The sequence below is a fragment of the Bradyrhizobium yuanmingense genome (assembly GCF_025200905.1).
Lineage (GTDB): Bacteria > Pseudomonadota > Alphaproteobacteria > Rhizobiales > Xanthobacteraceae > Bradyrhizobium > Bradyrhizobium yuanmingense.
Genome location: NZ_CP104173.1, coordinates 5,031,994 through 5,044,602 on the forward strand (window position 1 = coordinate 5,031,994; position 12,609 = coordinate 5,044,602).

The window sequence follows — 12,609 nt, forward strand, 5'->3', positions numbered from 1 at the left end:
GCTTGCCATGTCCGCTTCGATGAAGGATGACACGGCGGCTCAGGAGCGCATCTTTCGGATGCTGACCGACCATCCCGGCGTGATGCGCATCGACACGCATGCCGCCTCGGTGTTCCTGGACGCAAAGCGTGCGCTGAAGATCAAGCGCGCCGTCCGGTTTCCCTTCCTCGACTATTCGACGCTCGAGAAGCGCAAGGCGGCCTGCGAGGAGGAGATCCGGATCAACCGGCCCCTGGCGCCGCAGATCTATCGTGGTGTCGTGGCGATCACGGAAGAGGCGGATGGATCGGTGAAGGTCGAGGGCGCCGGCCGGCCGATCGAGTATGCGGTCGACATGTCGCGCTTCGACGAAAGCAGGACGTTGGATCATCTGGCCGAGGCCGGCCCGCTGGACGCGAAGCTTGCCTCCGCCGCCGCCGACGCCATCGCGGCGTCGCACGCGGCGGCGCACGCGGCGGCGACACGCGCCGACGGAAAAGCATGGGTCTCCTCCATCCCGGCCCTGATCGACGGCAACACCAATGGTCTGCGGGCCGGCGGCCATTTCAGCGCAGACGAGATCGAGCAACTCGCCAACGCTTCGCATGCGGCCTGTCTGCGTATTCGTCCCCTGCTCGCAGAGCGCAGCCGCCGGGGCTTCGTGCGCCGCTGCCATGGCGATCTGCATCTGGCAAACATCGTTATGATCGATGATCGACCCGTGCTGTTCGACGCGATCGAGTTTGACGCGCAGATGGCGACGGTCGACGTGCTCTACGATCTCGCATTCACGCTGATGGACCTGTTGCAGCACCACCAGCCGAGCGCGGCAAACATAGTGCTGAACCGCTATCTCGCCGCGACGCCGGCCGACAATCTCGATGCGCTCTCGACCCTGCCGCTGTTCATGTCCATCCGGGCGGCGATCCGCGCCCAGGTGGCGCTGGCGCGACTGAAACCGCCGCACTCCGACGATCCCGGCATCGTCGACCAGGCACGGCGTTATTTCGACCTCGCCGGGACGCTGATCCGTCCTCCTGCTCCGCGTCTGATTGCGGTCGGCGGACTGTCCGGCACCGGAAAGACCGCCCTGGCGCACGCGCTCGCGCCGGTCGTGGCACCGGAGCCGGGCGCGGTCGTGCTGCGCAGCGATCTCGTCCGCAAGCAGATGTTCGGGGTCGAAGACACCCACCGCTTGCCGCCTTCAGCCTATACGCCGGAGGTCACGGCCCGCGTCTATGACACGCTGGTGCAGCAGGCCCGGCGGGTGCTGGCGCAGGGCCATTCGGCGATCGTTGACGGCGTATTCGCGCGCGAGGACGAACGCGATGCGATCGCGGCGCTGGCGCGCAAGTGCAACGTGACGTTGAACGGGCTGTTCCTGGTCGCAGACCTTGCAACCCGGCAAGCGCGCATCGGCGACCGCCGGGGAGACGCATCGGACGCCACGCCGGAGGTTGCCGCGCTGCAAGAGCACTATAATATCGGCCATGTCGGCTGGGCGACCATCGATGCATCCGGGACACAGGAGCAGACGCTTCAGAACTGCCGGAACGTCATCGCTGAGGGGCAAACAAGGCAATCAGACTAATGCAGGCAAGGAAGTCGCGATCCACCACGCGCTCGACGGCAAATGCGCATGCCAAGCCGGCAACGCGGCGCAATGTCCTGCCCGCCCGCCTCAGCCCCGGCATGGCCTGCGACACGGCCTTCCGCATCATCGCCCGCCGACACCTCGGCGCGGTGATTGCTCAGCACGACGGCACCTGCCGCGGCGATCCGGATGCGCTGCACCAGATCCGGATCGCACTGACGCATCTGCGGACTGCCATCCGCTTCTTCTCGCCGATGGTCGACGATAACGTGCGACCGGAAGTCTGGGCCGAACTGAAATGGCTGAACAGTCAGCTCGGCATGGTGCGGGACCTCGACGTGGCCATCGAGCGGATCGTCGCAGAGAGTAGCGACGAGCTCGCGGTGGTCGCCGAGCTTCAGCGCTGGGACGAAAAACGCGCGGAGAGCCATCGGCTGCTGGCGCGTGCGCTGCAATCGGCGCGGTATCGCCGCCTGGTCGAGCAAACCTCGACGTGGATCGAAAGCGGCCCCTGGTCGACCCGCCGCAGCAAGGAAGCGATGCGGTTGCGCCGCTGCACCCTCGCCGACCATGCGACGGAGCGGCTGACCGAGTGGGAGACGACGCTGCTCAAGAAGGCCCGTAAGCTGAAGAAGCTCGATGTCGAGAAACGTCACAAGCTGCGGCTCCTCAACAAGCGGATGACCTACTCGGTCGAGTCGCTTGCGGATCTGTTCGCCGATGGGGTGGCGACGAAGCAAAAGTCCATCCTCAAGCAATTGCGCAAGGCACAACGGTCGCTCGGTCAATTGAACGACGATGCGCGCGGACAAGCACTAGCGGCGTCGTTGAATGGCGCCGGCATCGAGGCCAGCCGTCGCTTCCTCAACCGCAAACGCGAGAAGAAGCTGTTGCGGAAGGCGTCAACGGCCTATCGCAAATTGGACAAGGCCAAACCGTTCCGCTCTTCGGATCTCGCGCCGAGATCGGAGCCAGAGGCCTAGGTGTGGACGTAGTCCCCCGGCGCATCCGGCAGGCCGAGGGCGTCGCCAAGTCCGATCTGCGGCGGATCGCAGGGGGCGCCGGAACGTGCCGCCAGCCAATTGGTCCATTCCGGCCACCATGAGCCCTCGACGCGCGGCGCCAGCTTCAGCCATTCGTCGGCACCGACATAAGGCGCATCGGCAGCCTTGGTCAGCACCTGATAGAAGTGGCCCTCCTCCTGCGGAGGCGCCACGACACCGGCATTGTGACCGCCGCTGGTCAACAGGAACGTCACGTCGGCATCGACCTGATAATGGATCTTGTAGACGGATCGCCAGGGCGCCACGTGATCGGCGAGCGTGCCGACCACGAACATCGGGGTATGAATGTCGGACAGCGAGACGCTCCGGCATTCGACCCGATAGCGACCTTCCGCCAGATCGTCGTTCAGGAACAGCTTGCGCAGATACTCCGAGTGCATGCGATAGGGTAGCCGCGTGGCGTCGGCATTCCAGGCCATCAGGTCGCTCGGTGGCGAGCCGTCGCCCATCAGATAATCACGCGAGAGCCGCGACCAGATCAGCTCGTTGGAGCGCAGGAGCTGGAACGCGCCCGCCATCTGTGTCGTGTCGAGATAGCCGCGCTGCCACATCATGTCTTCGAGAAAGGCAACCTGGCTCTCGTTGATGAACAGCGTTAATTCGCCGGCCTCGGTGAAATCGGTTTGCGCCGCGAGAAGCGTGACGGTGCCGAGACGGCTATCGCCGTCCCGCGCCATGGCCGCCGCGGCTATCGACAGCAACGTCCCGCCAAGGCAATAGCCGAGCGCATGGATCTTCCGGCCCGGCACGATCTGCCCGATCATGTCCAGCGCGGCCATCACGCCCAGCTTGCGGTAGTCGTCGAAGGCAACATCCCGATCGTTCGCATCCGGATTGCGCCAGGAGATCGCGAAGACGGTGAAGCCCTGAGCGGTCAGGTATTTGACCAGGGAATTCTGCGGCGACAGATCGAGGATGTAGTACTTCATGATCCAGGCCGGCACGATCAGAATCGGCTCCGGCCGCACCTGCGCAGTCGTCGGATGGTACTGGATCAGCTCGATCAGGCTGTTGCGGTAGACGACCTTGCCGGGCGAAGCCGCCACCGTCTTGCCAACGACGAACTGATCCTCGCCGGCCAGCTTCGAGCCGGAGAGCAGGCGCATCAGGTCGCTGCACCAGTTCTGCCAGCCGAACACGAAGTTCTCCCCGCCGCTTTGGAACGCTTTTTCCAGCACCTGCGGATTGGTGGCGGCGAAATTCGAAGGCGCCAGCATGTCGAGCATCTGGCGCATCGAGAACTCGACGATGGCCTCATTTGCGTGCGACACGCCGCGTATGCCGGTCGTGGCATCGTGCCACCAGCGCTCGGTGAGCAGAAACGCCTGCGCAAGCAGATTGAACGGCGCGGCTTCCCATTGCCGGTCCTTGAAGCGGCGATCCCGCGCCTGCGGCCGAATGACGGACCATGGTTCTTTGGATGTCGCGTGAGCGGCAGCTTCCAGGAAGCGGCCTGAGTCGCGGAAGATATTGCGGAAGAGCTCCATCTGGTGCTGAGGCGCCGCCGCAAGATGCGCGCCCCAATCGAGCCAGGCGAGCGACAAGGCAACAGGCGAGATTCCGCCCGTGAACCGCGCCAGCATGGCATGAAACGCGCGATCGAGTGGATACGAATCCGTTGTTTGCGGGCAAGTGCAGTCAGCCGGCGTGCCTGCGACCCTTTCGGAAATCCCGGCAGCCGGCCTGATAGCGGGAGCTTGCAGCGGCGCTTCGGCCCGCGGGAAGATCTTCACGACGCTCATGGCTCATTGTTCCTGCGGACTTCTGTTCTACGCCTGCGGCAGGATATGGCGACGCTTCCGGTGCGCGTTGAGCTGCATCAAATCGCGACACGGATCAAAATCGGTGATCAAGGCAAGCTTTCTCCGCTTGACCTGAGTCAAACCGCACCCCGATGGATTCACTAGGCTTTGTCCATTGAAATTGACATGCCAGCGGAGTTTGTCCATGCGCGCCCACCAGATCATGACCCGGTCGGTCATCTCGGTCACCCCCGACACCAGCATCGTCGAGGCGGCCAATATCATGCTGAAGCGACATGTGAGCGGCCTCACGGTGGTCGACGCTACCGGCAAGCTGGTCGGCGTGGTGTCGGAGGGAGATTTCATCCGCCGCAGCGAGATCGGCACCGGGCGCAAGCGCGGGCGCTGGCTGCGGTTCATCCTCGGTCCGGGCAAATCCGCCAGCGACTTCGTCCATGAGCACGGCCGCAAGGTCTCGGAAGTGATGACCGACCTGCCCGTGACCATCACCGAGGATATGGCGCTTGCGGAGATCGTCGATCTCATGGAGCGGAACAACGTGAAGCGGCTGCCGGTGGTGCGCGGCGACAAGGTCGTCGGAATCGTGTCCCGCGCCAACCTGTTACAGGCCGTGGCCGGGCTCGCCCGCGAAGTGCCGGATCCGACCGCGGACGACGACCACATTCGCAGCCGCGTCATCGACACCATGGAGAAGAACGACTGGTGCCCGTTCGGGCTGAACGTCATCGTGCGCGACGGTATCGTTCATCTCAGCGGCGTCATCACCGAAGAGCGCGCTCGACAAGCCGCGATCGTCGCCGCGGAGAACGTCGAGGGCGTAAAGAAGGTGCACGATCATCTCTGCTGGGTCGACACCATATCCGGCGTCTACCTCAACTCGCCCGAAGACGACGAGCTCGCCAAAGCGAGCTGATCGCCGCGGAGTTCAGCTCGGAATGACGGCGGTGGCTTCGATCTCGACGCGCGCCGCCTTCTCGACGAGGCGGACGACCTGTACCAGGGCCATCGCTGGATAGTGCGTTCCGAAGACGCCGCGGTAGATCCTGCCGAGCTCCTTCAGATTGGCCAGATACTCGTCCATGTCGACGACGTACCAGGTCAGGCGCACGAGGTGCTCGGGCCGGGCACCGGCCTCGGCCAGGATCGCTGCGATGTTGTCCAGGGTCTGGCGCACCTGCGCGACGAAGCCATCGGCGAGACGCTCCTCGGCGTCCCAGCCGATCACCCCGCCGGTGACGACGATGCGTCCTTCGGCAGCCATGCCGTTGGCATAGCCCCTCGGCAGCGGCCAGCCTGACGGCTGCAGGATCTGCGCCTTGGTGCGCGTTCCATCCTCGGCTGCGGTCGGCAGGACCGCGAGTTGCGGGCTTTTCGGCGTCGTCACAGACAATTCTCTATCCTTCTCTCATTCCGCGGCGACGCCTGAGGACGTCACTGCAGCCTGCGCCAGCTGCCGCAGGGCAAAGCGCTTCAGCTTGCCGGTCTCGGTCTTCGGCAATTGCGCGACGAACTCGATGGCGCGCGGATATTTATACGGCGCGATCTCGCGTTTGACGTGCTCTTGCAACTCGGCCACCAGCTGAGCGTCAGGGGTCACGGCGGGCGCGGCAACGACATAGGCTTTGACGATCATGCCCCGCGCCTCGTCGGGCGCACCGACCACACCGCACTCGGCGACCGCCGGATGCGTGAGCAGTGCCGCTTCGACGTCAGTTCCTGCGATGTTGTAGCCAGCCGACACGATCATGTCGTCGGAGCGCGACTGGTACCAGAAATAGCCGTCGCTATCCATCAAATAGGTGTCGCCGGTGATGTTCCAGCCGTTCTGGACGTATTTCCGCTGCCGCTCGTCGGCCAGATAGCGGCAGCCGGTCGGCCCGCGCACGGCGAGAAAGCCCATCGTTCCGGGCGGCACGTCGCGGCCCTCGTCATCGACGATCTTGGCTTCATAGCCCGGCACGGGCTTGCCGGTGGCGCCGGGGCGGATCTCGTCCTCGGTCGCGCTGATGAAGATGTGCAGCATCTCGGTCGAGCCGATGCCGTCCATCAGCTTGATCCCGGTCGCCTTGAGCCAGGCATCGAATGTTGGCTTGGGAAGGGTCTCGCCCGCGGAGACGCATTTGCGGAGCGAAGAAATGTCGCGGCCTGCGAGCTTGCCAAGCATGGCGCGGTATGCGGTCGGCGCCGTGAAGCAGACCGTGGTCTTGTACTGCTCGATCGCATTCAGAATGTCGTCCGGCGTCGTCTTCTCCAGCACAACGAAGGAGGCGCCGATATGCATCGGAAACAGCACGCCGCCGAAGCCGAAGGTGAAGGCGAGCGGCGCCGAGCCGATAAAGCGATCGTTTTGCTCGGCGCGCAGAATGTTGCGCGCATAGCCGTCACAGACCGCGAGCATGTCGCGATGGAAATGCATGGTGCCCTTGGGATCGCCGGTCGTGCCCGAGGTGAAGGCGATCAGGCAGATGTCGTCGGCGGCGGTATCGAGCGCCTCGAACTCCGGGCTGACATCGGCGATCAACGCTTCCAGCGAATCCGCCGCGCCATTGCCCCAATAGACGACCCGCTCGAGACCGGGCGCAGCAGCTTTCGCCTTCTCCATCTCCTCGGCGAGCTTTCCGTCGCACAGCGCCAGCGTGATCTCCGCCTTCTGGATCGGATAGGACAGCTCCTTGGCGCGCAGCAGCGGCATCGTCGCCACGCAGATTCCACCGGCCTTGATCACCGCGAGATAGGTCGCAACCATCATCGGATTGTTGGCCGAGCGCAGCAGCACACGCCCGCCGCTGACGAGACCGAGCTTGCCAACCAGCACATTGGCGATGCGGTTCACCAGCGCCTGCAGCTCGCGATAGGTGTAGCTGACGGCCGGGCTGATGACGCAAGGGGCATCGCCATGGCCCTGCTCGACCCAGCGATCGAGGAAATAGCTGACGCAGTTCAGTCGCGGCGGATAGTTCAGCTCCGGCCGCGTGAAGATGAATTCGGGCCAGAGCTCGCGCGGCGGCAGATGTTGCCGCGCGAACGTATCGACATGGGCCGTCGCGGCGCTGCCGTCAGACGAGCCCGTCCCTTGAATCTTGGCGGCGTTGGCCATCGCACGCTCCTTTCAGCATGGATTGCACCCGGCAGCACGATCTGGAAAACATTTTAGGCTTAAAACAATTCGGCGCAATAGGGGATTTTGGGCATCCCGTGCTTTTTCATGCGGCAAAGGGTGTCGGGCTGTCGCGCCCGCAGGCTACGGCCGGCGGCGGGCGGCCGATTTCTGCGCGGACGCCTTGGTCTTGGCGAGGAGGCGCATCAATTCGCGCACATCCTTCGGGGAGAGATCGGCGAACAGATCGGCGATCCAGGTCTCGTGCTCGGCGGCCATCCTGCGGAACTCGGCACGCCCGAGCTTGGTCAGCCGGATCACCTGGACGCGGCGATCGGTGTCTGAGGTCCGCCGGTCGAGATGGCCTGATTCCACCAGGCGCTCCACGAGCCCGGTCACATTGCCGTTCGAGACCATCATGCGCTTGGAGACATCTGACAGGGTCATGCCGTCAGGCGCCTTGTCGAGCTGTGCCATCAGGTCGAAACGCGGCAACGTGACGTCGAACCGCTGCCGCAGCCGGCCGCGCACCTCGCCCTCGATCAGCGTCGTGCACGTCAAGAGCCGCAGCCACAGCCGAAGCTCTTCGGCGTGGTCCTCCGGTGTTTCGACAACCTTGGTCTCGGAATCGAGCATGTCGATGCAGTCACTCACGGCCGGCCATGGCGCGGGCACGGAATCCCCAACGTTTTGAGCTTCAAATAAATCCGCGTCGGCCGCAAGTCCAAAGCTGCAACAATCGACCGCACGCCAGTTTCTTTAGGCTTCAAATAATTGGCGCGCAGCTTGCATGCATCGCTGCTCGCAGGATGCGACGCCCCGCGCTCGGCTTGCCGGGACCGCCGTCATCGGCATAAGCTTTGGATTGGAGTACGTGGCTTGCAGCGCAAGCCAATCGTCACGAGGGACAGATCATGAAGACGAAAATAACCTTGGCCGCAGCTGCGATGCTACTCGGCACCGTGGTGACCCCTGCCCTCGCCCAGGAAAAAATCAAGCTGGGTGTGATCGTGACCCTATCGGGGCCCGCCGCAGCGCTGGGCCAGCAGGTTCGCGACGGCTTCGCGCTCGCCGTGAAGGATCTCGGCAGCAAGATGGGTGGCCGCGATGTCGAGGTCGTCGTCGTCGACGATGAGCTGAAGCCGGATGCTGCGGTGACCAAGGTGAAGGGCCTTCTGGAACGTGAGAAGGTCGACTTCGTGGTCGGGCCGATCTTCTCTAACATCCTGCAGGCCATCCACCGGCCCATCACGGAGTCGAAAACCTTCCTGATCAGCCCCAATGCCGGTCCGTCGACCTTCGCCGGCAAGGATTGCAACCCGTTCTTCTATGTGACCTCGTATCAGAACGATCAGGTGCACGAGATCCTCGGCAAGGTCGCGCAGGACCGCGGCTACAAGCGGATGTACCTGATGGTGCCGAACTATCAGGCTGGCAAGGATTCGGTGGCGGGCTTCAAGCTGGACTACAAGGGCGAGATCGTCGAAGAGTCCTACATGCCGCTGAACACGTTGGATTTCCAGCCGGAGCTCTCCAAGATTTCCTCGCAGAAGCCCGATGCACTGTTCACATTCATGCCGGGCGGCCTCGGCGTCAATCTCGTCAAGCAGTACCGGCAGGCCGGGCTCGCCGATACTATTCCGGTGCTCTCGGCCTTCACGGTCGATGAATCGACCCTGCCGGCACAGCAGGATGCGGCGGTGGGCATGTTCGGTGGCGCGAACTGGGCGCCCAATCTCGACAATCCCCAGAACAAGAAGTTCGTTGCCGCCTATGAGGCCGCCTACAACAGCGTTCCCGGCACCTACGCCTTCCAGGCCTATGATGCCGCGATGCTGATCGACAGCGCAGTGAAGGCCGTGAAGGGCAATCTCTCCAACAAGGAGGCCGTTGGCGCCGCGTTGAAGAAGGCCGACTTCACCTCGCTGCGCGGGGCCTTCAAGTTCAACAACAACAATTATCCGATCCAGGATTTCTACCTGACCAAGGTCTCCAAGCGTCCGGACGGCAAGTTCCAGACTGAGATCGTGCAGAAGGTGTTCGAGAATTATGGCGACCGCTATGCCAAGGACTGCAAGGCGGCGAACTAAGGCCGTGTATTGCGTTACGGGAGGACTGCAATGAAGAGCGAAATCACCGGCATCACGCGGGCCAATGAGGGAATTCAGGGTATTTCCTGGAACATCCTTGGCCAGACCTACGTGCCGAAGAGCTACGCCGAGAACAGCTTCTCCTGGCACGCGACGCTGCCGCCGGGCACCTTCGTGCCGCCGCACATTCACCCCGACCAGGATGAGTATCTCTACATGCTGGAGGGCAAGCTCGATTTCATGCTGGGCAATTCGGAGGCGCAGGCAAGTGCAGGCGACCTGATCCGCCTCGGCATGGGCGTGCCGCACGGCATCTTCAACAAGTCGGAGCAGACCGCCAAGGTGCTGTTCTGGGTCTCGCCGAGCCGCAAGCTGTTCGACCTGTTCTGGGGCCTTCACAACATGAAGGAGCAGAAGCCGGAGGACGTCGTGGCGATGGCTGCCGAGTTCAACATCCACTTCCTGCCGCCGCCGCCCGGCGGCTAGAGCATGATCCGGAAAAGTGCGTAGCGGTTTTCCGAAAAGATCATGCTCAAACAAGAACCCTAAAGCGCGATGACGATTCGTCCCAATCGCATCACGCTTTAGGCGCGCTTCAGGCGCGCACCGCCGCGAGTCCGGGCACCGCGGCGAAACCTGCCTTGGTGGCATAGCCGCGCACGATGGCCTCGCGCTGGGAATAGCTCAGAACGTTGTCGACATTGTCGAAACCGTCGGGCGCGAGCTGCTCGACGGCGTCGATGACGCCCTCCGGCCCGCCGCGCCGGTTGGAGCGGACGATCTCGGCCGTCATCGGCAGACGCTTCTTCTCGTATTCGAGCAAGGCCTGACGCGGGTGTTCGGCGCGCACCAGCACATCCGCAAGACAGCGCGCGTCGAGAATGGCCTGCGAGGCGCCGTTCGACCCCACCGGATACATGGGATGCGCAGCGTCGCCGAGCAGCGTGACCCGACCCGATGACCAATAGGGCAAGGGATCGCGGTCGCAGGTCGGATATTCGTAGAATTCGGGCGTTGCCGAGATCAGGCTCTTCACGTCGATATAGGGCACCGAGAAGCGTGCCACGTGCGGCATCAGCTCCTCGCGGCGGCCCGGCCGCGACCAGTCTTCCTTCCGCGGCGGCGGCGCGTTGCCCTCGCCCACCTTCACCAGCACCGCCCAATTGGTCAGGCGGCTCGCCGGGCTCGATCCTTCCGCGATCGGATAGATCACCACCTTGGCATTGAGACCGCCGGCCACGATCATCGATTTTCCGGTGAGAAACAGCGGCCAGTCGCGCGCACCGCGCCACAGCATGAGGCCGTTCCAGCACGGCGGCCCTTCGTTCGGAAACAGCGTCTCGCGGACGCGAGAGTGAATGCCGTCGGCGCCGATCAGGATATCGCCGCGCGCGGTGTGGACATGGGTGCCGGCGCGATCGAAGAAGTAAGCAGTGACGCCGCCCTCGTCCTGCGTGAAGGCGCCGAGCCGGCAGCCGGTGTGGATCGCCTCGCGGCCCAACCGCTCCTCAACGGCGCGATGGATAACGCCCTGAAGGCGGCCGCGATGGATCGAGAATTGCGGCACGTCGTGGCCGGCGTCGATGCCGCGAGCTTCGCGCCAGACCTCCTGGCCATGGCGGTTGAGATAATAGAGCTGATCGGTGCGGATGGCGACCTCGTCGAGCTTCTGCAGCAGGCCGAGGCCGGCCAACTCCCGCATCGCGTGCGGCAGCGTGTTGATGCCGACGCCGAGCTCGCGAATGGTGTCGGCCTGCTCGAAGATCTCGCAATCCAGGCCGCGCGAGCGGAACATCAAAGCCGTCGTGAGACCACCGATACCGCCACCGACGATAATCGCCTTCATCGCCCTAACTCCACTCGAACCGCAGGCAATGGGTTAACGTCGCACGGGCGGTCACTCCGCCGCAAGCGGCTTTGTCGCCTCCGTCTTGAGCTCGGCTCGGGTCTTGGGCTTAGCCTTAATTCTCAGCTCCTGGAGATCCTGCCGGTCGCGCACGCTGTCGCGGAACCCGAATACATGCGCATCGGCGACATCATCGCGCGATTGGCGAGCTTCATCTCACGCAGGCGGCAATGAAATTATTTTAAACCTAAAATAATCCCCCGCAAGTCCCCCTCGCTGGATTGGCTGCAGATAATTACGACCGGCTCAGTCGCCCCTGAAGACCGGTTTGACCTTGCTGGCGAAAGCCTCGAAGGCGCGCTCGAAATCCGCCGTTGTCATGCACAGGGCTTGAGCCACGGCCTCTGCCTCGATCGCCTCCTCGACGGACATCGCCCATTCCATAGCCAGCATCCGCTTGGTCATGGTGTTGGCGAAGGTCGGGCCTTCCGCGACCTGCTTGGCCAGAACCTGCGCCTGGGGCAGCACCTGCTCCGGGGTGACGATACGGCTGAAGAAGCCCCAGCGCTCGCCCTCTTCCGCCGTCATGAACCGGCCGGTGTAGAGCAGCTCGGAGGCGCGGGACTGCCCGATGATCCGCGGCAGGATGGCGCAAGCACCCATGTCGCAACCAGCCAGCCCCACCTTGTTGAACAGGAACGCCACCTTGGCCCCGCTCGCCGCAAGGCGCATATCAGACGCCATCGCGATGATCGCTCCGGCCCCGGCACAGATACCTTCGACCGCGGCTACGATCGGCTGCGGACAGGCCCGCATCGCCTTGACGAGGTCGCCGGTCATGCGCGTGAAGGCGGTCAGACCCTTGGTGTCCATCTTCACCAGCGGGCCGATGATCTCGAACACGTCGCCGCCGGACGAGAAATTGCCGCCGGCACCCGTCACGACGATGGACTTGACCGCGTCGTCGAAGGCGCAGGCGCGGAAGAAGTCGGTCAGTTCCCGATAGCTCTCGAACGTCAGCGGATTCTTTCGTTCGGGACGGTTGAGCGTGACCGTCGCAACGCCGTCGACCGCGGCGAGCAGGAAATGCTGCGGTGAGTAATCCGCAAGCGGCACGGTAACGGGATTGGCTGGTCTGCTCATGGGATCTCCTTGGCTTTCTTTTTCCGCGCCTGC

The 12,609-nt window shown here is 63.7% G+C and carries 12 protein-coding genes; 5 read left to right on the forward strand and 7 right to left on the reverse strand.

Features of this window, described 5'->3' with window-relative positions; genetic code table 11:
- The first annotated feature begins 19 nt into the window (after nucleotides 1-19).
- Entirely contained in the window at nucleotides 20-1,570 is a 1,551-nt protein-coding gene (locus N2605_RS23790) for a bifunctional aminoglycoside phosphotransferase/ATP-binding protein (protein ID WP_260347475.1), read from the forward strand.
- On the forward strand, nucleotides 1,570-2,556 hold the full coding sequence (locus tag N2605_RS23795) for a CHAD domain-containing protein (RefSeq protein ID WP_260343330.1): 987 nt from the start codon (nucleotides 1,570-1,572) through the stop codon (nucleotides 2,554-2,556). The genes N2605_RS23790 and N2605_RS23795 overlap by 1 nt, the downstream gene beginning before the upstream one ends.
- Here N2605_RS23795 and N2605_RS23800 read toward each other — a convergent pair.
- Nucleotides 2,553-4,379 (reverse strand): PHA/PHB synthase family protein, encoded by a 1,827-nt coding sequence (locus N2605_RS23800; RefSeq protein ID WP_260343331.1) that lies wholly within the window; start codon nucleotides 4,377-4,379, stop codon nucleotides 2,553-2,555. The two genes, N2605_RS23795 and N2605_RS23800, sit on opposite strands and share 4 nt — an antisense overlap.
- A 27-nt stretch (nucleotides 4,380-4,406) precedes the next feature.
- Nucleotides 4,407-4,586, reverse strand: a complete 180-nt coding sequence (locus N2605_RS23805; RefSeq protein ID WP_260343332.1) for a hypothetical protein — start codon at nucleotides 4,584-4,586, stop codon at nucleotides 4,407-4,409.
- On the opposite strand from N2605_RS23805, the gene N2605_RS23810 reads away from it, so the two are divergent.
- On the forward strand, nucleotides 4,585-5,313 hold the full coding sequence (locus N2605_RS23810) for a CBS domain-containing protein (protein ID WP_260343333.1): 729 nt from the start codon (nucleotides 4,585-4,587) through the stop codon (nucleotides 5,311-5,313). The two genes, N2605_RS23805 and N2605_RS23810, sit on opposite strands and share 2 nt — an antisense overlap.
- Nucleotides 5,314-5,325: 12 nt before the next feature.
- Here the strand turns inward: N2605_RS23810 and N2605_RS23815 are convergent, their stop codons facing one another.
- From N2605_RS23815 to N2605_RS23825, 3 genes are all read right to left on the reverse strand, one after another.
- Nucleotides 5,326-5,784 (reverse strand): RidA family protein, encoded by a 459-nt coding sequence (locus N2605_RS23815; protein WP_425248861.1) that lies wholly within the window; start codon nucleotides 5,782-5,784, stop codon nucleotides 5,326-5,328.
- A gap of 21 nt (nucleotides 5,785-5,805) precedes the next feature.
- A complete protein-coding gene (locus N2605_RS23820) occupies nucleotides 5,806-7,497 on the reverse strand; it encodes a benzoate-CoA ligase family protein (RefSeq protein ID WP_260343335.1) in 1,692 nt (563 codons plus the stop codon).
- Between the two features lie 144 nt (nucleotides 7,498-7,641).
- Nucleotides 7,642-8,133 carry a MarR family winged helix-turn-helix transcriptional regulator gene (locus N2605_RS23825; protein WP_036007554.1) on the reverse strand — a complete coding sequence of 164 codons (492 nt, stop codon included), beginning with the start codon at nucleotides 8,131-8,133 and terminating at the stop codon, nucleotides 7,642-7,644.
- Nucleotides 8,134-8,411: 278 nt separating this feature from the next.
- On the opposite strand from N2605_RS23825, the gene N2605_RS23830 reads away from it, so the two are divergent.
- Nucleotides 8,412-9,587 (forward strand): ABC transporter substrate-binding protein, encoded by a 1,176-nt coding sequence (locus tag N2605_RS23830; RefSeq protein WP_260343336.1) that lies wholly within the window; start codon nucleotides 8,412-8,414, stop codon nucleotides 9,585-9,587.
- Between the two features lie 30 nt (nucleotides 9,588-9,617).
- Nucleotides 9,618-10,073 carry a cupin domain-containing protein gene (locus tag N2605_RS23835; protein ID WP_036007559.1) on the forward strand — a complete coding sequence of 152 codons (456 nt, stop codon included), beginning with the start codon at nucleotides 9,618-9,620 and terminating at the stop codon, nucleotides 10,071-10,073.
- 109 nt (nucleotides 10,074-10,182) lie between these two features.
- Here the strand turns inward: N2605_RS23835 and N2605_RS23840 are convergent, their stop codons facing one another.
- Both N2605_RS23840 and N2605_RS23845 read right to left on the reverse strand, forming a co-directional pair.
- Nucleotides 10,183-11,433, reverse strand: coding sequence for a flavin-dependent oxidoreductase (locus N2605_RS23840; protein WP_036007562.1), 1,251 nt, complete (start codon nucleotides 11,431-11,433; stop codon nucleotides 10,183-10,185).
- Nucleotides 11,434-11,739: 306 nt separating this feature from the next.
- Nucleotides 11,740-12,576 carry an enoyl-CoA hydratase family protein gene (locus tag N2605_RS23845; RefSeq protein WP_036028952.1) on the reverse strand — a complete coding sequence of 279 codons (837 nt, stop codon included), beginning with the start codon at nucleotides 12,574-12,576 and terminating at the stop codon, nucleotides 11,740-11,742.
- Nucleotides 12,577-12,609: the final 33 nt, after the last annotated feature.

What these genes read in the sequence shown, in the direction of transcription:
- N2605_RS23835 (WP_036007559.1), top strand. Translation starts at nt 9,618, where the DNA reads ATGAAGAGCGAAATCACCGGCATCACGCGGGCCAATGAGGGAATTCAG.
- N2605_RS23845 (WP_036028952.1), bottom strand. Translation starts at nt 12,576, where the DNA reads ATGAGCAGACCAGCCAATCCCGTTACCGTGCCGCTTGCGGATTACTCA.
- N2605_RS23820 (WP_260343335.1), bottom strand. Translation starts at nt 7,497, where the DNA reads ATGGCCAACGCCGCCAAGATTCAAGGGACGGGCTCGTCTGACGGCAGC.
- N2605_RS23840 (WP_036007562.1), bottom strand. Translation starts at nt 11,433, where the DNA reads ATGAAGGCGATTATCGTCGGTGGCGGTATCGGTGGTCTCACGACGGCT.
- N2605_RS23810 (WP_260343333.1), top strand. Translation starts at nt 4,585, where the DNA reads ATGCGCGCCCACCAGATCATGACCCGGTCGGTCATCTCGGTCACCCCC.
- N2605_RS23825 (WP_036007554.1), bottom strand. Translation starts at nt 8,133, where the DNA reads ATGCTCGATTCCGAGACCAAGGTTGTCGAAACACCGGAGGACCACGCC.
- N2605_RS23790 (WP_260347475.1), top strand. Translation starts at nt 20, where the DNA reads ATGAAGGATGACACGGCGGCTCAGGAGCGCATCTTTCGGATGCTGACC.
- N2605_RS23795 (WP_260343330.1), top strand. Translation starts at nt 1,570, where the DNA reads ATGCAGGCAAGGAAGTCGCGATCCACCACGCGCTCGACGGCAAATGCG.
- N2605_RS23800 (WP_260343331.1), bottom strand. Translation starts at nt 4,379, where the DNA reads ATGAGCGTCGTGAAGATCTTCCCGCGGGCCGAAGCGCCGCTGCAAGCT.
- N2605_RS23805 (WP_260343332.1), bottom strand. Translation starts at nt 4,586, where the DNA reads ATGGACAAACTCCGCTGGCATGTCAATTTCAATGGACAAAGCCTAGTG.
- N2605_RS23830 (WP_260343336.1), top strand. Translation starts at nt 8,412, where the DNA reads ATGAAGACGAAAATAACCTTGGCCGCAGCTGCGATGCTACTCGGCACC.